Genomic DNA, 19,745 nt, shown 5'->3' with positions numbered 1-19,745 from the left:
CACCCCCGCGCCGCCTTGCCGGCGCATATCCTCCTACCGAGTTATCCACAGGTTATCCACATTAAATGTGCCCACACTGGGCACATTTCATAGCAATAAATGCACGGCATCTCTCCGCAGTTCGGCAGACATTGCTCGGCAAATGCGGCAGGCGGAGGCCGCTAACCCCTCATTTATCAGCGCATTTTTCCGCGCCGCAGCCGATCGCTGCTACTTCGCGCCCAGCTCAAGCCAGCGAAAAATAGATGTACGCACCTTCTTCGCCTTCGGGTCCGATATGATAGGCAAGATCGACTTGGTCACTTTGCGCAAATTGCTCGTAGAGATCGATCCGCTTGGCATCGCGAACGCGCGCGAGCACACACCCTGCCGCATAGTGGGACTCGTCACCCTGAATGCAGGCGATATCTTTCTTGGCATGCTCCAGCATGTTGCCCAGGTTTTTTCTGGTAGCGGAAAAATAGGCGCGTTTGCACTCGAACGAATATGAGCGCGACCCCGAACTGATCCAGAGGTCGGCGCGGCCATCGACGCGGGTGCGCTTGTCGTTCCGTCCGCGTTTGATCACCGCGTATTCAGCGAGCGGCACAAAGCCGGCCATCGCAGCCGCCGACGCAAGGAAACCGACCGACGCGACCTCGTGGAAGAAGAAGGGCGAGTCACCAACGTCGCCCATGAACCGGTTGTACAATTTATCGGCCTGCTTGAGCCATGCCTCCCAATCCTGAAGCAGGCCGCGCTGACGCCCGTCGTACCGCTTAAGCTCACGAAATGCCATTTCATCCCCCTATTGTGATTTTATGACACACAACGTGGAAGAAATTTCGGGCGGGGAAAACTGCAATCTGCGTTTCTTAAAGACTTTCAGGAGGGGGGTACTCTTTGTGGTTGATCTTTGCTCGGCGGAGGCTGCGTGCGCTACTTCCGGCCAGCATCATGGTTGGCTGTGCCTAGCTTGCGTTCTTGGTGATCAAGCCCGCACGTCTTGCAGTCGAGATTGGGCGCGTGACTGATGCCCGGTACAAACTTTTGGGAACGGCAGGTTTCAGGCGCCAGCCTCGCGACCCGTTATGACTTAGGTGAGGCGCTGAGCCGCCGGTCGCCGGAGTTGCAATCAGCCCAAAAAAAAAAGGCGGCCGGAAAGGCCGCCAAGTTTTTGTGATGAAGGAGCCCCTTCATCGGGTCGCGGGTGGCACATACTTCAGCGCGAGGAAGACACCATAGAAATTGCCGCACCGGTTCGGCGATTCTTTCCCACTGATGCCGCAGCGCAACACATCGTTTCGTGTGCAACTTATGCGGCGAAATGCAGACGCTCCAAATAGGATGCGGCCAATGCTCGGGTCAGGCGTATAGCGAGAATGTCCAAGGCGATCGAAGCACTTCAGAAAAGAATGCAAGCCGCTGTCGACGCGCTCGACTTCGAAGAGGCACGCCGCTGCCGAGACCAGATCAATCTTTTACGCGGCGGCGCGGCGCCCGAGGCGGTAGAGCGAGCGGACCTGTCCGGCATCGAGCGGCAGCAGCCCGGCGCAATGGGGCTCGGCACGAGCCAGCAACGCATGACGCCGCCTCAGGGATGGAAACCGCCACGGAAACCCGACCCTATGACCAAAGGGCGATCGTCGCGTAGTGCAGGCAAGCGTGGACGATAAAGCACAAGAGGCTGTTCTTGCGCTTCTGGCCGCGCGGGCGCCCGATGGATCAGTATGTCCGAGTGAGGTCGCTCGCGCGATAACCCGCGGGCCGAACTGGCGCAGCGCCACGAAGGCCGTCCATGCCGCAACAGCCGGCATGCTCGCGAACAATCTGGTGCAGCTTAGCTGGAAAAGTAAGCCCCTCGCGCGGCGCAAGGGACCGTATCGTATCGGGACGGCGATCGAAAACTAAGTTCGCCGACTTAACCTGTGTTTATTGCCACGAACCAGCTGAGCCTTATTGTCGTCGTTCTAATGCTTCCGTGCGACCCCGGGAGCAAAAGGGGCATCTTTCGGTTGGAGACCCCTCCACGCCGAAAGAAGAGAGGGCTCTGCCACGGCAGGGCCCTTTGCTTTTGGAACCTCAGCCAGCGTCGCGCGCCGTTGCTTCTAGGAGCGCAATCCGTTCGCGGCACACCAGTTCGACGATGTCCGCCAGATTGGCGACCCGCTCAACCAGCCAGGCCAGTTCCTCGGTCGTGATGCTGTAGTGCTTCGAGTATCGCGCCTTGATGTACGCTTCCTTCAGCTTCTCAAATCGAGATCGGTCAGACTTCGTCTCGCGAGGCCAAGCTTCGATCAAACGATCATCCACTCGTTCAGCCTGCGTGCGCAGGAACGCGAGGTTGTGCACATGAGGCGAATAGAATTTGGTGACTAGTAAGACGCAGTTGTAATAGCTCTCGACCGCCTGATGCAGGAGGAAAGCGGCCTTCTTGGTCCAGCCACGCTGGCGCGCGAACTGCGAAGTCTCGTAAAACTCAGCGCCGCTAGATTGCCACTCCTCCAAATATTCCCGCGCCATATCCCGCGCCGCGTGCGGTGTCTTGGGCTGCGGCTCGGCAAGCTCACTGTCCTCGGCTTCGTACAGCGCGATCCCGTCGCGCGCGACGTCCATGAAGAAATAACGGCCCTGCGACAGCCCGGAGTTCACTTCGTCCAGACTGTGCACGATGAAGTTCACCGGCGTCCGCAGCGTCTTCGTCACCGACAGCTCGCGAATGAGGCGGTCGTCGAGCTTCGACCAATAGTCGGCGCGATCGGTCAGCCGCTTGTCGTTGACGATGATCAGCAGGTCATAGTCGGACTGATAGCCTTTGGCGGTGTGCGGCTCGTCGACCCAGCCTCCCCTCGCATAGCTGCCGTAGAGAATGATTTTCGAGATGCGTCCCTTCTTCTTCCAGCCCTGCGTCGCGAGCGCCAGCGCATCCTCGAATTCTTCGAAGACGATCTCGATGACACGCTCGAGTTCGCGCTGCTTGTGCGGGGGAAGATGGTCGATACCGCTTTTCATCGTCGTCACCCTATCAAGGCGGCGGCTTCCGCGCACCAGCTATTGCAGCCAGTGCGAGGATAAGCCGCGCGTTTCTCTAGCGCCGTCAGTCGGCGGGGTCTCCTGCCCTTGCCCGCGAGCCCGTCCCGCGGCGCAGAAAGGCAGCCGGGGCGCCGCCAGGCGCCGGCGCACCCAGAGGGCCGCAACGGCAGTGGAGGACGGGCGAAGCCCGTTGCGCCGGGGCCGCGCCCCGGCAGACGCCTCAAGCGCGGGTCGGGATCGCGGCTGGCCGCAGGGACGCGGCGATGCCCGGTGCGCCTCGCCGTAAGAAGGTGCCGATCGTGCGCTGGACCTCGGAAAAGTTCGAAATCAAACCGACTGCGGCGAAGACGCTCGAGCGTCCCCGAGACAGAATTACGATCTCGAAGCGGACCAATGGTGCGCGCCGCCGTCGCGCCAGCCCAGCGAAATTCCGATCAGCACCAAGATCGCCGCGATCGCTGCAGCCACCGCGACCGCAACGGCCTCCTGCCCGCCGGCTGCAAAGATCGCTGCCAGCGCCCAGAGGAAGACGAGCGCGAAAGGCGGATTGCCCTTGCCCCGCGCAAGGGCCGCGGCCGCGATCAGACCGCCGACGACGATAATCGCGGCGGAGATGAGCGGCGCGACATCGGGCGCAGCGTCGACGCCATAGTAGCGCAAAGTGGCGGCGACATTGACGATCGACGCCGCCGTCAACCAGGAAGCGAGCGCCGACAGCGGCAGGATGGCGCCCCAGCGCTCGGCCGCCGAAAAGGGCGCCGTCCAGGCAGCGATACGGCGATAGGCGATGAGGATCGAGACAAGCGAGCCGAAAATGATGAGGGTCGATACCGCGTCGATGTCGCCTAGCTGCACCCAAGTGGCCCAGAGCGCATTGCCGAGAAAAGCACCGGCTGCCGGCCAGCGCAGCGCGGCGAACAAGGTGCTATCGCGCCCGGCCGACGTAAACTGGAGAAGCGAGAAAACCAGCGATCCCAGATAAAGCGCTCCCCAGATCGAGAAGGCCCAGCCCGCGGGCGTTATCAGCGTCTGCACGGCGTCCGAACGCTCGCCGACCGGCGTGCCGATCCCCATCACGGGCAATAGGGCAGCTCCGATCTGCGCCAGCGCACAGAGAAGGACGACGATACGCGACGGATCGGCGGCGGGTGCGGGGGTTGCGATGGTCTGGGTCATGCAGCTCTAACCGGCGTCGTACAACTTTGTTCCGCTACTTGGGCCGGTCAAAATTGAGAGGCATCCGGACCGCCTGCGGACATCCGGCTTTACGATCCTCCCACCAGGCGGCTTCGGCCAGTGGCGGCGCGGCTATGCTTCGATCGGCGAGCCGCTGTCCGGAAGAGCACCACCCGCCGCGGTAGCGCCTTCCGGGGCGACGCCGTCGACCTCGACAAGATCGTCGCCGACGAGCGTGCCCGTGATGCGCACGCGCTTCTCGACATGGTCGACGGGGGTGCGGCGAAGGTCGAGCCGCCAGCGGCCGCCGAGGTCGCGGCGAAGCGCAAAACCGCCTGCCACGCGCAGCAGCGTACCCGACTCGTCGATGCGTGATCCGATTCCAGCCATGGCTACGCCTTAACCGAGCCGCGCCGGACTCGCCAGCCACGAGCAAGGTTTGAGACGCCCGCCCTGCGAACCGCTCCCTTCGACCATCGACCTTCGGCCCGCACCTTCGATCCTCGACCCACGAAGCGCGCGAACCTCGCGCGATCCCGCCGCGCCCAAGATGCTGGTCATGCGGGAAGCTCGAGAGTGCAGCAGACACCCTCGGGCCTGAATTCGATCGCGGCGCTGCCGCCCTGCCCGCGGAGCGCCCGTTCGAGCATCCGCGTGCCGAACCCCGTACGCGCGGGAGGCGCGACGGGGGGACCGCCCTGCTCGCTCCAGCGCAGGCGGAGCCGATCCCGGCCGCTCTCGTTCACCATGTCCCACTCGACCGCGACCGTGCCGGCATCGCCCGACAGCGCTCCATATTTGACCGCATTGGTCCCTAGTTCGTGCAGCACCATCGCCGCGAGCAGCGCCCTTGAAGCCGGCACCTCGGCGTCCGGCCCCGCGAGGCTGATGCGGCCCGGCTTCATCTTGTCGAAAGCGTGGAGCGCGCGCTCGATCATTTCACCGGCCGATACGGTGCCCCAGTGGCGCTCGGTGAGGAGGTCGTGCGCGTCGGAGAGGGCGCGGACGCGCGCCTCGAACGACTGGCGCTCGGCGGCCGGCGTCTCGCGAAACGTCTGCGCGGCGATCGCCTGGACCATCGCGAGCGTGTTCTTCACCCGGTGGCGCATTTCGGCGAGAGTGAGCTGGAGCTCCTCTTCGGCCTTCACGCGCGCCGCGATCTCGACGCGCGCCGCCTCGTGAAGATGGGCGTTGTCCATCGCCACCGCCGCCTGCGCAGCCACGGCCTCGACAAGCTCCTCGACCTCGGCATTGAACATGGCGGGCTCGTCATGGCCAAAGAAAAGACCGCCGAGCACCGCGCCCGAGCGCGAGATGACGGGAACCGCGAGATAGCTCACGACGGGCAGATGCCCCTCCGGCATGCCGTGGTGCGGCGCGCTCAGGCCGTAGCGCGGATCCTTGCGGATATCGTCCGACCGGATCGTCCCCGCTCCGCGGAACGTCGGGTCGAAGACGGCGGTATTGCGCGGCATGCCGAAGCGCTCGAACGCCTCGCGCGGGGCGCCGGATAGCGAGAAGAGCAGGTAACTTTCGCCCTCGTCGCCCAGCACATTGTAAAAGAAGGCGCCGAAGCGCGCACCGCTGAGCTCCGTCGCGATATCGGTCACCGCCTGGACGATCCGTTCGAGGTCGAGATCCTGCGAGACGAGGAGGGCGGCGCGATTGAGGTGGGTCAGCCGCTCGGCCTGGCGGGCGAGCTGCGCCTCGACCGCCTTTCGTTCCGAGATGTCGCGCGCGATCTTCGAAGCGCCGATGATCGTGCCGTCGGCGCGGCGCACCGGCGACACGGTGATCGAGAGGTCGACGAGGCTGCCGTCCTTGCGCCGACGGACCGTCTCGAAAGGCGGAACGCGCTCGCCGGCGCGCACACGCTCGATGATCGCGGTTTCTTCGCTGCGGCGTTCCTCGGGGATGAGGGTGAGGATCGAGCGGCCGACGATCTCGTCGGCACGATAACCGAACATGCGTTCGGCCGCGGGATTCCAGCTGGTGATGGTTCCATCGAGCGTTTTACTGATGATCGCATCGTCCGAGCCCTCGACGAGCGCCGCGAGGTGCGCGGCACTTTCGCGAACGGCTAAGCCCCCTTGCGCCGCTTCGTCCTCGACCAGCGTCTCACGCATATGTCATGGTCCCTGCCCCTCCGATGGCCCCTGCGTTCCCGAAACGGGAATTCGCTATGGCAAAGAAACCCTTGAGTGGTTGATGCGTTCCGCCGAGACTGCCATGCGCCCAGCCGTGACGCCGAGCGACCTCTCAACTTCGATCCATGTTTCAGGGCGAAAGTCATCAGCGTGCCAAACCCGTCCCCCGCCCCTCTCTGCACGGCCATCGTCGCCGAAGACGAATGGCTCGTCCGCATCGACATCGTCGAGGCGCTCGAGGCAGCCGGGTTCGCGGTTCGCGAGGTCGAAACCGCCGAGGACGCACTACTCCTGATCGGCGAGGAGCGACCGCATATCCTCGTGACCGATATCCGGCTTGCCGGCGCTCTCGACGGATGGAGCCTCGCGGAAGCCTATCGCGACGCTCATCCGGGCGGCGGCGTCGTCTATGCCTCGGCCAATGTGCCGCTTGCCGACCGCCAGGTCGAGGGCAGCTTCTTCTTCTCGAAACCCGTGCTGATGAGCGCGCTCGTCGATGCATGCCTCGGCCTCTGCGCCGGGCAAGACGGCCGGCCCGCCTGAGGCGGGCAAGCGGGCGTGATCCACCTGTCACGCGTCCATCGCGCGCCCGTCACCTCCGCAGCGCGGGTCAGGCGGCGGCCGCCCCTGCCTGAGCAGAGGGCCCCGCGGTGCCTTGGGATGGGGGGAGGCCGTGCAGCTTCCAGAGATTGGCTTCGGTCTTGCTCATGCGAACGAGAAGCTGCTCGCCGTCCCATAGTTCGACCTCGGCACTGCCGCGATCGTTGAGCGCGAACTGGAACGCCTGATAGGCGTCGGGCGCGCGAAATTCGACGCGGCGCGGCTCGCGCGCATCCTCGCCATGAAAAAGAAGATGAAAAAGGCGCATGACATGCTCCATTCCTGTTCCGGAGCAAGCGCGACCCTGCTCTCAGCACCGATCGGAACGCCTCAGGCAAAGGGCGGACTGCAAAATCAGGCAGCCGCAAGAGACGCCGATGAGGGTGGGACTCAGCCAGTTCTGCATAGCAGATTTGGGACCCCAAGGCGCGAAAATCGTGATGATCGAGATCAATCCTGCACGCGCTGCGGCGGGTAGCGCCCCATCCGCCCGTCGCGTCGCCAGATCCATCGAGGCAGGTTTTGCCCAACGACCATGTGGGCCGAACGCGCCCGGCCGAGCAGCTTTCGTGCATCCGTCGAAGCGATAGCCTGCCCCTTGCCTTTCAGTGCTGGTCCGCCATTACATGCCCTTCGACACGGCGCAGCCAGTTGTGAAGCCGCGTCGCAGCCGCCGCGCCATGGCCCGTCGCGGTGCTGATCTGGTCGAGCCCGGCGAGAACATCGCCGGCGCCGTAGACGCCGGGCATCAAGGGCTCGGCAAAGGCATCGGCGGGCAGGCAGCGATTGGCGTCGCCTTGGAGACCGAGCCCCGCCAGCAATTCGCTGCGCGGTTCGGATCCGAGCGCCGGATAGAGGGTATCGAAAAAAAGTGGCTCATCCGCACCCTCCAGCTGCACCGCTATGCGTCTGTCCCGGTGCGCGAGGCAAAGCAGCTGCCGCTCCTCGATCCGCACGTCGCTGGCCGCGAGTTCGGCACGCTGCGCGGGCGTGAGCTCGACCTGCCACTTGGGGATGAGGGTCACATCGTCGGTATATTGCCTCAGGAACATCGCCTCGGCGGCGCCATGAAGGTCCGACCCGAGTACGGCGATCTTGCGCCCGCGATGCTCAAATCCGTCGCAGATCGGGCAGTAGCGCAGCGCGCCGCTCCGGACGGCGGCGTCATGGTCGCCGCTAGCGAGCACCGCCTCGTTGGTGATGACGCCGGTCGCGAGAATGAGCCCGCGCGCCGACAGGCGGCGGCCGTCCTCGAGCCGCGCCGCGAAGGGGGCACCGCCGGCGCCTGCGGACAGACAGTCGACGCGCGCCAATTCGATTTCGGCACCGTATCGCCCTGCCTGATCGGTGAGCCGCGCGACGAGATCGGCTCCCGATATTCCGTCGGGAAAGCCGGGCACGTTCCAGGCCATCGGCGCGCCAAGCGCGCGCGAACGTCCGTCGTGGAGCACGAGGGTGCGGCGGCGATAGCGCGCAAGATAGAGAGCGGCGGTGAGCCCTGCGGGTCCCGCGCCGATGACGAGCGCATCATAAGCGGGCTCGCCCGAAGGGTCGCGGCCAGCGGGCATGCGCGCTCCCGTTCCGGCCCCACCCTTCATCCCTGCTGCGGCCTGATGTCGAAGGCGGCGATGCGATCGTCCCCGCTGAGCGCCGCCGCCAGCGCATCGGCACATTCCTCGCCATAGCCTGCGGCGATCGCGGTAAAGCCGGGTGCGCCGCCGGCGCGGCGCTGTTCGACGGTGATCGCCTTGAGGCCATGTTCCCCGAGCAAGGCGATGACCTCGGCCGAGGCGATGCTCGTGCCCGCCCGATAATCGAGCGTGACATGCGCGATACGCCGCTGCGGCGCGTGGCGCTCGGTCCAGGTGACGGCAGCGAGCACGAGGAAGGTCGCGACGCCGCCGAAGATGGCGAGTTCGTAGAAGCCTACGCCGAACAGGATGCCGAGCGTCGCGGTCATCCAGAGCGATGCAGCGGTGGTGAGCCCGCGCACATTGAGCCCCTCGCGAAAGATCACGCCGCCGCACAGGAAACCGATGCCGGTGAGCACGCCATGCGCCATGCGCACGGGATCGATGCGCACGACCTCGGTCGGCGTGTCGGTGAGCCATTCCATCTGGTGAACGGCCGACAGCATGAGGAGACAGCAGGACAGCGCGACGAGGATATGGGTGCGCAGGCCCGCCGGGCTCGCGCGATATTCGCGCTCGCCGCCGATAATCGCGCCGGCGATGACCGCCCCCGCAATCGGCAGCAGGAGATCGGGGTCGAGGAGATCGAGCTCAGACACCGCGCATCAGCCCCGGGACGAGCGGCAGCAGCTCGCGCGCAAGATAGCCGAGCGGCCCCATGGTTTCGCCGAGCCGCCGCCCCGCTTCGCCGTGCAGCCAGATGCCCCAGGCGGACGCCTGCAGGGGCGAGAGGGCTTGCGCGCCGAGCCCGGCGATGAGGCCCGCCAGCACGTCGCCCGAGCCGCTGACGGCAAGGCCGAGCCCGCCGCCCGCATACGCCAGGCAGCTCCCCTCGGCGATGAGATGGCTCGTCGCGCCCTTGACCATCACCGCCGCGCCGAACCGGTCGGCGGCCTTGCCGAGCGACGCGAGCGGGTCGCTCGCGACCTCCTCCTTCGCTACATCGAGCATCGCGGCAAGTTCGCCTTCGTGTGGGGTGAGGATTGTGTGCGCGGCGCGCGCCCGGATCGCATCCGAATGCGCGGCCGCCGCGCGCAGCGCGACGGCATCGAGGAGGAGGAAGATGTCCTCGGGCAGCGCCGGCAGCAGGGCTTCGAGCAGGGTCCGGACGATGTCGGCGTCGATCATCGCGGGTCCAAAGACGATGGCGTCGTGCAGCGCCACCTCGGCGAGCAGCAGTTCGGCCGCCTCGGGCGCAATCTCGCCCGCTTCGGTTTCGGGGAGCGCGACGACGGCGCAGGCCGGAAAGGCGATGCCGATCGGGATCGCGGCCGAGGCGATCGTCGCGATCGTCACCTTGCCCGCCCCGGCGCGGAACGCCGCCTCGGCGGTCAGCAGCATGCCGCCGGGCACCCGGCGGCAACCGCCGATCACGAGCACCCGGCCGCGTCCGTTCTTGTCGACATTGTCATGATGATCGGGAAGCGGATGCGCCTTGAGCCAGGCGGTGTCGAGCGGGGTTGCCTCAGCCACGCGCGGCCACCATCGCATCGGGTTCGCGGGTGACGGGGACTTCGCCCTCCATTGGCGCAGTCACATTGTAGCGCGACAGGACGAGGTTGCCGTCGCGGCCCACGTCAGCGTCGAAGCGATATTCGGTGATCGCGCAATTGGCGACGTCGCCTTCGCTGTCGATTGCCAATATCTCGGCCTCTCCCAGATTTTCGATGATGGTGCGCAGGCAAAGGACGACCACCTGGTGCGCGACGATCATCACGCGCCGCCCGCCATAATGGAGCGAGACGGTGTCGAGCAGTGAGCGGAGGCGCAGGATCACGTCGCACCAGCTTTCGCCGCCCGGCGGGCGGTGATAGAATTTACCGAGCGCCAGCCGGAATTCGGCCTGATCGGGATGCGCCGCCTCGATGCCGCGGCGCGTGAGGCCATCGAGGATGCCGAACTCCTTCTCGCGCAGCCGCTCGTCGATGCAGATTTTCTCGTCGGCCGCGCAGCCTCCTGCGCCGCGGAAGATTTCGGCGGTCTGCACGGCCCGCACATAGGGCGAGGCGAGCATGATCTCGGGGCGGCCGTCTTCCTCGCCCGCGGCGAACCAGGCGCCGAGCGCCCGTGCCTGTTGCTCGCCCAGCGCCGAGAGGGGCACGTCGACATCGCGGTGGTCGAGCGCGATGCGCAGGTCACCCGCCGCGTCGGCGGCATCGCGCGCGACATTGCCCGCGCTCTGGCCGTGGCGAACCACCCAGAGCACCGAAGGCCAGCGCGGGGTCATCGAATGGCTTTCCTCGTCATCGACACGCTAACGCCTCCAAAGCCGAACTCGTTGCGTTAGGCTCGCGGGTCGCCCAGCGAGCGGCCCCGACCTTGCCGCGGCCGCGGCATGCCGACAACGACGGCCCGCCATCCGTCCCCGCCACGCCCGCTCCCGCCGTGCTCGTAGCCCCGTCTTTGACATTTTGCCCGCGAGGTAGGTCGGGGCGAGGTGCCCGCAGGAACTTCGGAAGGCCTCAGGCGATTGGGATGCTTTGTCGGCTCAGCGTCGGCGACAGCGAACAGAGGAGACAATCATGAAGAAACTCGTCGCCTTCGATCTCGATGGAACCCTGGCGGAAAGCAAGCAGCCGCTCGCCCCGGAGATGGGCACGGCGATCGCGAAGCTCCTGGGCGTCGCCGAGGTCGCGGTGATTTCGGGCGGCGACTGGCCGCAGTTCGACAAGCAGGTCGCGAGCCGGCTTCCGGCAGACGCCGATCGGGGTCGGCTCTGGCTGATGCCGACGACGGGCACGAAGCTTTTCGTCCACCGCGGCGGCGGCTGGACGCCGCTTTATGCCGAGCTGTTCAGCGACGAGGAAAAGGCGCGCATCCTCGCCGCCTTCGACGCGTCGCTCGAGGCGACGGGGTTCGTTCCCGAGGAAGTCTGGGGCGATCGCATCGAGGACCGCGGCAGCCAGATCACTTTCTCGGCGCTCGGCCAGCAGGCGCCGATCGCCGCCAAGGAAGTCTGGGATCCCGACTTCGCGAAGCGGCGGATCATCCAGGCGGATCTCGGCGAGCGGCTCCCGGGCCTGTCGATCAACATGGGCGGCGCGACCTCGATCGACGTCACGCGCGAGGGCGTCGACAAGGGCTATGGGCTCAAGAAGCTGAGCGCCGAGAGCGGAATCGCGCTCGGCGACATGATCTTCATCGGCGACGCTATCTTTCCGGGCGGCAACGACTATCCGGCGAAGTTGCTAGGACTCGACACGGTGCGCGTGCGCGACCCCAGGGAGACGATCGCGGTGATCGAGGCGATCGTCGCCTGCCTCGGTTGAAGGTGCGTCAGGCGACTGCGAGCCGCGCCGCGCGCCGAGCCCTTTTTGGCCGCACCGGCGCCGCGCCGCCGCCCTCCCGCACGCATGATAAGTCTGGCGAAGCGCCGAACGCGCCTGCCCGCCTCGCCCCACCGCCACGCGGCCGCGCCGTCGCGAAAGGCGGCCGGAACACGCACGGCGTCCCGGACCGTTGCCGCACGCCAAAAGCGTATAACTTCGATCAACCCGGCTCCTCTTTCACGCAACAAGCCGGACAAGCGCGGGGTTTCCATATTGGCCCGCCTCGGGCCGCATGGAAAGGATGCGTCATGGCACAGAATGAGAAGAAAGACGGCAAGCAGCAGGGTAGCTCGTCCGGCAAGGGCAGCCAGCAGCAGCAGGACGGCAGCAAGAGCCAGTCGGGAGCCGACAAGCAGTCGGGAAGCAAGGACCAGGGCAAACAGCGCAGCTGACCTCCGCCCCCGCTTTCCGGGTGAAAGACCGGGCCGCGCGCGCTGCGACCCGGTCTTGCATGCGGAAAAGCCGAGAGGCCAAGGCGCAGAAGATCATTTGAGGAGAGACGAGATGAAGACATGGATTGGAGCCGCGGCGGTCGCCGCGATCGTCGCGGGATGCGGCGGACCCGATACGCGCGACGAGGAGCAAGCCGCCGCGTCTGCTGACACGGCCGTTGTGGCATCCGAGCCCGGTCCGGCCGCCGCAACGCCGGCGCAAGCAGTCAGCACGGCCGATTATGTCGCGCAGGCGGGTGCCGGCGACCTCTGGGAGGTCGAATCGTCGAAAGCCCTGCTCGCCAAATCGAAAGATGCAAAGGTCAGGGCCTTTGCCGAGATGATGATCGACAATCACGGAAAATCGACCGCGAAAGTGAAGGCGGCCGCCGCGAGCGCCGGGGTCGAGGCGCCGGCACCGACACTTGCTCCCGACCAGGAGAAGATGCTGGCGGACATCAAGGCCGCCGATGCCGCGGGTATCGACAAAATCTATCTCGACCACCAGAAGACCGCGCATGGTGCGGCACTGGCGCTGCACCAAGGTTATGCTGCCTCGGGCGAGGCGGTCGCACTCAAGCAGGCGGCAGCAGAGATTGTGCCGGTGGTGGAAGCGCACCGCGCCGAACTCGGCAAGCTGGCCCCCTGACAGAGGCTCGGAACCGGCGTCTCAAAGCCGCCGCGCGATTAGCGCGGCGGCTTTCGCTCGCCGCATTTCGTCCTCCTCCCGGCAACCGCTTCATGACATCTTAGTTCATTCCCGCCGCACCTTCTCAGTTCAGGAGCATTCATGACCGACCGGATCGCGCCCCGCAGCGGCGTCGCCTTCACGCTTCCCAAGGACAAGATTCTCTGCGTGACCGACCCCGATGGCGGCCAGGTCGGCGACCTTCTTGCGTTTCGTGCGGCGGATCCCCGCGAAGCGATCTCGAACGGGCGAACGTTCGACTATGAAGAGACGATCCGGCTGACGACCGGCAACCGCTTGTGGTCGAACCGGTCAAACGCATTGCTCGAGATCGTCGAGGACAGCTGCGGGGTGCATGATTTTCTGCTGACGCCATGCAGCGAGGCGACCTTTCGCCATTTCTACGCCGACAAGCCCGTTCATCGCGGCTGCTTCGGCAATCTGGCCGAAGCGCTCGAGCCATATGGGATTGCTGCCGACGCCATTCCCGTCGCGTTCAACCTGTTCATGAATGTGCCGGTCGGCAGCGAAGGCAAGATCCGCGTCCTTCCGCCGACGACGAAGGCCGGTGACTTCATACGGCTTCGCGCGCTCGACGACCTGATCGTCGGGCTCACCGCCTGCTCGGCCTACGACAGCTGCGGCGGCAGCTTCAAGCCGATCGACTACCGGATCGAGTGAACGGCCGGGTACAGCGCTGCCAGAGCGATTGCGCCGCGCCGCCCGACCACCGCGAGGGCCTAACGGCTCCCGCCAACCGGCGCGTCCGCCCCCTTGCCGGGCGGGGGCGTATCGGGTTCGGCGGCGCGCCCGCCGCCGCCTTGCGGGTCGCTGTCATAATCCTCCGCATTGCCTTTGCCGCCGGCACCCGCGCCGCTTCCGCTGACAGGACCGCTGCCGGTGCTGCGCCGATGGCCGCGGTTGGCGGCGCCCGATACGTCGCCGGCCTCGCGCTCCCCGGCGGGATAGCGGTCGGGCGTCGTCTTTCCGACATTCTCCCGGCGTTCCATGGGCTCTTGCGGCAGCGACCCGTCCCCGGCGGAGCCCCCATCCCTGCTGTCATTGCGATTGTTCATGATCGTCTCCTCTTCACCAAATGATGCCGGATCGGCCAGATCAGCCTTGCGTCCCCGACCCCGGCTCGGCCAGCTTTCGGTGCATCTCGGCTGTCGCCGCTTCGCTGAGAACGCCCGATACGAGGACCTGCGCCTTGTTCTTGAGCCCGTGAACGACCGCATGCTCTCCTGCGAGGAGCGCGTCCCATCCGGTTTTCGCCACATCGGCGGGATCGTCTTTTTCCGATTGCCCGACCTTGGTGTCGAGCATGCCGGCCCGCTCGAAAAAGCGCGTCTCGGTCGCGCCGGGTTTGAGACAGGTGATGGTGACGCCGCTGTCCTTCAATTCATTGCCAATCGCCGCGGCGAAACTGTCGACGAAGGCCTTGGTGCCGTTGTACACCGCCTGGAAGGAGCCGGCGAGATGCCCGGCGATCGAGCCGGTGATCAGTACCTTGCCTTCGCCGCGCGCGACCATCGCCTTCAGGACCGGCTGAAGCAGCAACAGCGTGCCGGTGATATTGGTGTCGATGACGTGACGCCACGCGTCGACGGGCTGGTCGAGAAAACCGTGGCCGAGGCCATGACCCGCGTTGGCGACGAGAATGTCGATCGGCCTGCCGCCCGCAGCGGCAAGAAGACGTTCGACCCCGGCAGCAGTCGCGAGGTCGGCTTCCACCGCCTCGACCTCGACGCCCTTGGCAAGGAGGCCCGCGGCAGCATCGACGAGCGGCTCGTCGGCCGCGACGATGAGGTCGTAACCATCCTTCGCGGCGAGTAGGGCGATCTCGCGGCCGATACCGCTCGAGGCGCCGGTGACGACAGCGAGTTTGCGATCAAGCATGTTCCATCTCCTGCCGGGCCGAGACGGCCCCTTTTGCGAGGCCGGGCTTGAGTACGATCTTCGTGTAGAGGTCCTGCTCGTCGTGCCAGTGCCGGTACATCTCGGCCGCGTCCTCGAGCGATGCGTGATGCGAGATGAGCGAGACGGTGTCGAACTTGCCGCCCTGGATCATATCGAGAAGCTCGCCTGAATAGCGCTGGACATGCGTCTGTCCGCTCTTGACAGTGAGGCCCTTCTCCATGAGCTGACCGAGCGGGAATTTGTCGGCGAAACCGCCGTAAACCCCGGGAATCGAAAGACGGCCGCCCTTGCGGCACGCAAGGATCGCCTGGCGCAAGGCGTGGATGCGCTCGGTGGACGAGAGCAGTTTGACCTTCACCTGGTCGAGAATGTTGTCGACCGTGAACCCGTGACTCTCCATGCCGACGCAGTCGATGCACGCATCGGGGCCCACGCCGCCGGTCATTTCGGCCAGCGCCTCGCGGACATCGACCTTCGTATAGTCGAGGATCTCTGCACCATATTTCTTTGCGAGCGCGAGGCGCGTCGGAAAGTGATCGATCGCGATCACGCGCCCGGCGCCCAGCAGCAGCGCCGACTGGATCGTGAACAGGCCGACGGGGCCGCAGCCCCACACCGCGACGGTGTCGCCGGGCTCGATGTCGGCGTTGACCGCCGCCTGCCAACCCGTCGGCAAGATGTCCGAGAGGAAGAGCACGTCGTCGTCGGCAAGGCCGTCGGGAATGACCACCGGCCCGACATCCGAATAGGGAATGCGGACATATTCGGCCTGCCCGCCGGCGTAGCCGCCGGTGAGATGCGCATATCCGAACGCCCCGCCCATCGCATGACCCATCATCAGCTCGGATGCATCCCGCGTCTCGGACGGGTTGCTGTTGTCGCAGGCGCTATATTGCTGCTTCTCGCAGAAGAAGCATTGCCCGCAGCTGATCGTGAAAGGCACGACGACGCGCTGGCCCCGCTGCAGCGTCGAGGATGCGCCGGTCTCGACCACTTCACCCATGAATTCGTGGCCGACGATATCGCCCGCGCGCATGCCCGGAATATAGCCGTCGTAAAGATGAAGGTCCGAGCCGCAGATCGCGGTCGAGGTCACGCGAATGATCGCATCGCGCGGGTTGACGATTTCGGGATCGGGAACGGTTTCGACACTGATCTTGTGGCGTCCCTGCCAGGTAACGGCGCGCATGGCCTTCTCCTTGATGTGATTGTGCTGCGGTTCGGCGTTCAGATGTGCGGCTCGGCAGGGCTCTCGGCGCCTCGCGCGGAGGGCGAGGCATTGGTCGTCACTTCGCCCGTTTCCATAAGCTGCTTGAAACGGTGAAGGTCGCGCCGCGCCTGCACTTCGGGCTCGCGCTGAAGGAGCTTGGCGGCGAGGCGCCCGACCTTCCCGGCGGGCGGGTCATAGGCGAGGATCAGGCTGACATAGGTGCCTCGCCCCGCCGGCGCGTCGGTGAAGCGCACCTCGCCGCTGTTCGCGATGTCGGAGGCCGGCGTACTTTGCCAGTAGATCGATGTGTCCTCGACGCGCTCGGTGATGCGGTTGACCAGTGTCACCTCGCGCCCGGCGGGCGCCTTGATCGTCCACTGCGAGACATCGTCGCCGAGGTCGTCGACCGCGACCACATTCTCCATGAAGTCGGGAAAGCGTTCGGGCGTCCATGCCGCATAGAGCTCGGCGCGGGGGCGATTGATCAGCACCGACTTGCCGAACATCGTGCGGGAGGAGGCTTTGTCGAGCGTCCAATGCGGCGCGTCGGTCGCGATTGTTTCTTCCTGCCCTCGGCTCTCGCGGTGCCGACGGCGCTGCCAGAGCGACGCGACGGTTGCGAGCACGGCGATGCCCGCGCCAGCGGCGGCGAGAATCAGCGGATCGGGAAGGTCATTCTTGGATCTGGACATGGATCATCTCCCGCCCGGGCAGAGGCCGGGCGTCATCTGGGGAGCGTCGGCGGGGCCGGCGCCGGTCGGGGGAAGCGGCCCCGACTTCGGGGCGATGAACGACTGACGCCCGTCCGCTGCGATCGTTCCGCGGTTCGAGGATTAAATCGGCGCTCCGAGCGCCCAGCGAGACAGGCACCGGGGCAGCGGGGCCGTAACGCCCACGCCGGTTCGCTCGGCCATTCGCCGTCACGATCCCGTCTCCGCGTGCGGAGCGGCGACGGGCTTCGATTCGGGCGACTCTTTCTGACGAAGGAAGATCGACAAGAGCACCAGAACGGCGGTCGACAGAAATTCGCTCTGCCAATTCTGGAAGGATTCGAACCAGAGGCCGGGGTCGCCGAGATAGGCGAAGGTGGAAAGGGCGATTTCGCCATGCTCGCGCGCGTCCTCGGCGGCCGCGCGCGCGCTCTGCGTCCAGTGGAGGATGAAGGAGGCAAGAAACAGCATCGCGAGCACCAGCCCCAGCGACCGAGCATAGAGAGCGCGCGCGAGACGACCCTTGCGCAGCACCGCAGGGGCACCGGGCTTGCGCGCCTGCGCGGCAAGATCGGCGTCGCGTAGCGGCGCGTCGGGACCCCGCGATTCCGACGAGCCACGCTGAACGAGCATCGCCGTCAGCACGACATAGGCCGACATCTGGAGAAACTCGCTCTCCCAGTTTTCGAACACCGAGGACAGGAATTGCGGACTGCCGCCATAGGCCCAGAGCGAGAGACCGGGCTGATGGTGCCGCGCAGCGTCCGCGAGCGCGACGTGCCACCCCGTTACCCAATGGCCGACGATCGACGCTGCGAACAGCAGCAGAAGCACGATGGTGAGACCATTATCCTTGAGCCGCGTCATGGGCCCCTTCCTTTCTGGTACCCCTCGGCCCATCGCCCGCCGCCGCCGCGGGGGCGAGCGACGCCTCCGTGGCTATCTGTCCGCGTGGGGGCCGCGCAGGCCAGGCGGCGCCGTCGAGCGTATCGCGCTTCTCATATTCCGCCGCGCTCATCAGCAGCACGAGCCCGTCGGCATGACAGTCGAGCATCGCCGCCGGTACCGCGCGCAGCGTCTCGTCGATGCCGCCGAGCCCGCCGCTCGCGACGACGACATAAGAGAGGCATCCGCTTTCGCATTCGATCATCGCATCGACCGCCTGGCCGACAACTTCGCCGCGGATATCGCTCACCGGAAGACCGCCTAGCGCACTCGCGGCGAAGAGCGAGGGCGAGGCCGCGATCCGGCTTCGCTTCGCGGCACGCCGCGCGCCATCCTCATAGCCGCGCTGGCGGCCGAGCCATCGCCATATTCCGACGAGATTGACGAGCGTCAGGAACAGGTTCGTCGCAAGAAGATTGGTCTGGCCCGATGTGAACCCGACGACCGACCAGGCGAGCGAGCCCAAAGTGAACACGACGAAGCCCGAGCCGGTCACGCGCGCGCCGAGATTGGCTGCCGTCATCATCGCCGCGATCATCGTCGCGGCAGGCGCAATCAGTCCGGCGGCCTCTTCCACGTGCGGCTCTCCTCGGTCGGCGGCACCCGCTGGCGCCGCTCCCGGGCAGAACCCGCCGCCGTATCACTGCGTTCCCCCGGACGGCGGCGATGCAACATCGATCAATGCATTTATCGGCGCCGCGCGCTGTGCGTCGGCTCCCTGGCGCCAAATCGGCGACGGCCCCGTCGCCCCCGTACGGGCGCGATCAGGCGATCCTTCAGGACCGCCTGGCCGCGAGCTGTGCTTCCGCGCGCCTCGCCGCCTCGATAAGGCTTTCGCCGGTACTGCGCGCCGCCGCCGGGGTCATCGTCACCGCGACACCGTCGGGGCCATCGAGCAGGACAACGCCATCTTCGGCGGTGGCGACCCCCGCTTCCGTCTCGGGCGGCTGGGGGGAAGACAAATCGTCGGTCATCGGCGGGGCCTCTGGTCTGGGGGCGGCGGAGATGCGGGATCGTCGATATAAAGATAGGCGGGATCGAACTGGCCGCGTCGCGCCAGCTTCGCGGCATCGAGAATCTCGACCTTGCCGTTGCGGAACGTACAAAGCCCTTCCTCGCGAAGATGGCGTACGACCCGGTTCACATGCACGGTCGTCAGGCCGCAGATCTCGGCGACGTCGGCCTGCGTCAGTCCGAGCGTGAACTGGCGCCCGTCGCTCAGCCCCGCCGACTGGAGACGCACATTGGTTTCGCAGAAGAAATGCGCGACGCGGCCGATGGCGTCGAGGCGGCCAAGCCGGAAGAGCCAGGCGCGGTGGATCGCGGCGTCGAGCAAGGTCGCGAACCAGAGCTTGCGCGTGAGCTCGGGCATCTCCTCGGTGATCGCGTCGAGCTCGACATGCGGGACGATCGCGATCGTCGCCGGGGTCATCGTACCGACATCATGGTCGAGGTGTTTCAGCGGGTAGGCGTGGAGGTCGACAAAGTCGCCCGGCAGGTGGATCGCGACAAGCTGGCGAAGACCGTCCCGGTCGTCGAGATAGCGCGACATGATGCCCTCGACGAGGAGCGTGCTCTGGTCGAGCCACTGGCCGGCGCGCGCGATGATCTTGCGGGCCTCGACGGTCGAAGTGGTGCTGATGGCGGCTTCGAGGCGCGCGCGCTCGCCGGCGTCGAGGCTTACCCCGCGACGGTCTCTCAAGAAGCGATCGGTTAACATCACTGACGTTCCCTGTTTCGTCCGAAATGCATGAGCGGGCCTGCTCGACTGCGAACATTCCGAAAGCCCGGCAACCCCTCACAAGGGAAGCGGAATCGTCATGATCGAGGTTAATCGCAAACCCGGTGCAGCAACTTTCAAAGCGCGAACTCGTTCCATCGCCGGG

The 19,745-nt window shown here is 66.1% G+C and carries 26 protein-coding genes; 8 read left to right on the top strand and 18 right to left on the bottom strand.

Annotated elements, in window-relative coordinates:
• Positions 1-226 precede the first annotated feature (226 nt).
• Positions 227-778 carry a hypothetical protein gene (locus tag SC1_RS06960; RefSeq protein WP_062179353.1) on the bottom strand — a complete coding sequence of 184 codons (552 nt, stop codon included), beginning with the start codon at positions 776-778 and terminating at the stop codon, positions 227-229.
• A gap of 234 nt (positions 779-1,012) precedes the next feature.
• Here SC1_RS06960 and SC1_RS22115 point away from each other — a divergent pair, with 234 nt between their 5' ends.
• From SC1_RS22115 to SC1_RS06955, 3 genes are all read left to right on the top strand, one after another.
• Complete coding sequence (locus tag SC1_RS22115; protein WP_193749123.1) at positions 1,013-1,162, top strand: hypothetical protein; 150 nt, start codon at positions 1,013-1,015, stop codon at positions 1,160-1,162.
• A gap of 199 nt (positions 1,163-1,361) precedes the next feature.
• Positions 1,362-1,655, top strand: a complete 294-nt coding sequence (locus SC1_RS21500; RefSeq protein ID WP_083435718.1) for a UvrB/UvrC motif-containing protein — start codon at positions 1,362-1,364, stop codon at positions 1,653-1,655.
• Positions 1,633-1,890: a DUF3253 domain-containing protein gene (locus tag SC1_RS06955; protein ID WP_062179350.1), complete on the top strand. Its 258-nt coding sequence runs from the start codon at positions 1,633-1,635 to the stop codon at positions 1,888-1,890. The genes SC1_RS21500 and SC1_RS06955 overlap by 23 nt, the downstream gene beginning before the upstream one ends.
• A 171-nt stretch (positions 1,891-2,061) precedes the next feature.
• Here the strand turns inward: SC1_RS06955 and SC1_RS06950 are convergent, their stop codons facing one another.
• The 4 genes from SC1_RS06950 to SC1_RS06935 all read right to left on the bottom strand — a co-directional run bounded on the left by SC1_RS06950 (position 2,062) and on the right by SC1_RS06935 (position 6,314).
• Positions 2,062-2,991, bottom strand: coding sequence for a HEPN domain-containing protein (locus tag SC1_RS06950; RefSeq protein WP_062179348.1), 930 nt, complete (start codon positions 2,989-2,991; stop codon positions 2,062-2,064).
• Between the two features lie 393 nt (positions 2,992-3,384).
• Positions 3,385-4,188, bottom strand: coding sequence for a hypothetical protein (locus SC1_RS06945; protein ID WP_062179345.1), 804 nt, complete (start codon positions 4,186-4,188; stop codon positions 3,385-3,387).
• A gap of 132 nt (positions 4,189-4,320) precedes the next feature.
• A complete protein-coding gene (locus SC1_RS06940; RefSeq protein WP_062179342.1) occupies positions 4,321-4,578 on the bottom strand; it encodes a DUF5818 domain-containing protein in 258 nt (85 codons plus the stop codon).
• Between the two features lie 167 nt (positions 4,579-4,745).
• On the bottom strand, positions 4,746-6,314 hold the full coding sequence (locus SC1_RS06935; protein WP_062179339.1) for a sensor histidine kinase: 1,569 nt from the start codon (positions 6,312-6,314) through the stop codon (positions 4,746-4,748).
• A gap of 171 nt (positions 6,315-6,485) precedes the next feature.
• Here SC1_RS06935 and SC1_RS06930 point away from each other — a divergent pair, with 171 nt between their 5' ends.
• Positions 6,486-6,878 carry a response regulator gene (locus SC1_RS06930; protein WP_054728006.1) on the top strand — a complete coding sequence of 131 codons (393 nt, stop codon included), beginning with the start codon at positions 6,486-6,488 and terminating at the stop codon, positions 6,876-6,878.
• Positions 6,879-6,945: 67 nt separating this feature from the next.
• Here SC1_RS06930 and SC1_RS06925 read toward each other — a convergent pair whose 3' ends face one another.
• The 5 genes from SC1_RS06925 to SC1_RS06905 form a co-directional block, all read right to left on the bottom strand.
• Entirely contained in the window at positions 6,946-7,203 is a 258-nt protein-coding gene (locus SC1_RS06925; RefSeq protein WP_145923392.1) for a hypothetical protein, read from the bottom strand.
• Positions 7,204-7,540: 337 nt separating this feature from the next.
• Positions 7,541-8,503, bottom strand: a complete 963-nt coding sequence (locus SC1_RS06920; RefSeq protein WP_193749122.1) for an NAD(P)/FAD-dependent oxidoreductase — start codon at positions 8,501-8,503, stop codon at positions 7,541-7,543.
• 26 nt (positions 8,504-8,529) lie between these two features.
• Complete coding sequence (locus SC1_RS06915; RefSeq protein ID WP_054728014.1) at positions 8,530-9,225, bottom strand: MgtC/SapB family protein; 696 nt, start codon at positions 9,223-9,225, stop codon at positions 8,530-8,532.
• Complete coding sequence (locus tag SC1_RS06910) at positions 9,218-10,099, bottom strand: NAD(P)H-hydrate dehydratase (protein ID WP_238586601.1); 882 nt, start codon at positions 10,097-10,099, stop codon at positions 9,218-9,220. Before SC1_RS06910 ends, SC1_RS06915 begins: the two co-directional genes overlap by 8 nt.
• Entirely contained in the window at positions 10,092-10,853 is a 762-nt protein-coding gene (locus SC1_RS06905) for a histidine phosphatase family protein (protein WP_062179329.1), read from the bottom strand. The genes SC1_RS06910 and SC1_RS06905 overlap by 8 nt, the downstream gene beginning before the upstream one ends.
• Before the next feature lie 295 nt (positions 10,854-11,148).
• Here SC1_RS06905 and SC1_RS06900 point away from each other — a divergent pair, with 295 nt between their 5' ends.
• The 4 genes from SC1_RS06900 to SC1_RS06890 all read left to right on the top strand — a co-directional run bounded on the left by SC1_RS06900 (position 11,149) and on the right by SC1_RS06890 (position 13,755).
• The gene (locus SC1_RS06900; protein WP_054728021.1) at positions 11,149-11,895 is read left to right on the top strand and encodes an HAD-IIB family hydrolase; all 747 of its coding nucleotides are present in this window, start codon (positions 11,149-11,151) and stop codon (positions 11,893-11,895) included.
• 308 nt (positions 11,896-12,203) lie between these two features.
• Complete coding sequence (locus SC1_RS22110; RefSeq protein WP_193749121.1) at positions 12,204-12,347, top strand: hypothetical protein; 144 nt, start codon at positions 12,204-12,206, stop codon at positions 12,345-12,347.
• Between the two features lie 112 nt (positions 12,348-12,459).
• Positions 12,460-13,035 carry a DUF4142 domain-containing protein gene (locus tag SC1_RS06895; protein WP_083435716.1) on the top strand — a complete coding sequence of 192 codons (576 nt, stop codon included), beginning with the start codon at positions 12,460-12,462 and terminating at the stop codon, positions 13,033-13,035.
• 141 nt (positions 13,036-13,176) lie between these two features.
• A complete protein-coding gene (locus tag SC1_RS06890; protein ID WP_062179326.1) occupies positions 13,177-13,755 on the top strand; it encodes a DUF1989 domain-containing protein in 579 nt (192 codons plus the stop codon).
• 59 nt (positions 13,756-13,814) lie between these two features.
• Here SC1_RS06890 and SC1_RS06885 read toward each other — a convergent pair whose 3' ends face one another.
• The 8 genes from SC1_RS06885 to SC1_RS06850 all read right to left on the bottom strand — a co-directional run bounded on the left by SC1_RS06885 (position 13,815) and on the right by SC1_RS06850 (position 19,579).
• Entirely contained in the window at positions 13,815-14,150 is a 336-nt protein-coding gene (locus tag SC1_RS06885) for a hypothetical protein (RefSeq protein ID WP_152682318.1), read from the bottom strand.
• Positions 14,151-14,190: 40 nt separating this feature from the next.
• A complete protein-coding gene (locus SC1_RS06880; protein ID WP_062179320.1) occupies positions 14,191-14,973 on the bottom strand; it encodes an SDR family oxidoreductase in 783 nt (260 codons plus the stop codon).
• Positions 14,966-16,183: a zinc-dependent alcohol dehydrogenase gene (locus SC1_RS06875; RefSeq protein WP_062179317.1), complete on the bottom strand. Its 1,218-nt coding sequence runs from the start codon at positions 16,181-16,183 to the stop codon at positions 14,966-14,968. The genes SC1_RS06880 and SC1_RS06875 overlap by 8 nt, the downstream gene beginning before the upstream one ends.
• A gap of 38 nt (positions 16,184-16,221) precedes the next feature.
• Positions 16,222-16,896 carry an SRPBCC family protein gene (locus tag SC1_RS06870; RefSeq protein WP_238586600.1) on the bottom strand — a complete coding sequence of 225 codons (675 nt, stop codon included), beginning with the start codon at positions 16,894-16,896 and terminating at the stop codon, positions 16,222-16,224.
• A 228-nt stretch (positions 16,897-17,124) separates the two neighbouring features.
• Positions 17,125-17,781, bottom strand: a complete 657-nt coding sequence (locus SC1_RS06865; RefSeq protein WP_056350125.1) for a DUF6766 family protein — start codon at positions 17,779-17,781, stop codon at positions 17,125-17,127.
• Entirely contained in the window at positions 17,762-18,436 is a 675-nt protein-coding gene (locus SC1_RS06860; protein ID WP_310256151.1) for a PRC-barrel domain-containing protein, read from the bottom strand. The genes SC1_RS06865 and SC1_RS06860 overlap by 20 nt, the downstream gene beginning before the upstream one ends.
• Before the next feature lie 199 nt (positions 18,437-18,635).
• A complete protein-coding gene (locus tag SC1_RS06855; protein ID WP_062179314.1) occupies positions 18,636-18,833 on the bottom strand; it encodes a hypothetical protein in 198 nt (65 codons plus the stop codon).
• Entirely contained in the window at positions 18,830-19,579 is a 750-nt protein-coding gene (locus tag SC1_RS06850; protein ID WP_062179311.1) for a Crp/Fnr family transcriptional regulator, read from the bottom strand. Before SC1_RS06850 ends, SC1_RS06855 begins: the two co-directional genes overlap by 4 nt.
• Positions 19,580-19,745: the final 166 nt, after the last annotated feature.

Source organism: Sphingopyxis sp. C-1 (assembly GCF_001047015.1).
Taxonomy (GTDB): Bacteria; Pseudomonadota; Alphaproteobacteria; order Sphingomonadales; family Sphingomonadaceae; genus Sphingopyxis.
Note: the sequence above shows the minus strand (reverse complement) of the source record. Positions and strands in the feature narration are given on the sequence as shown.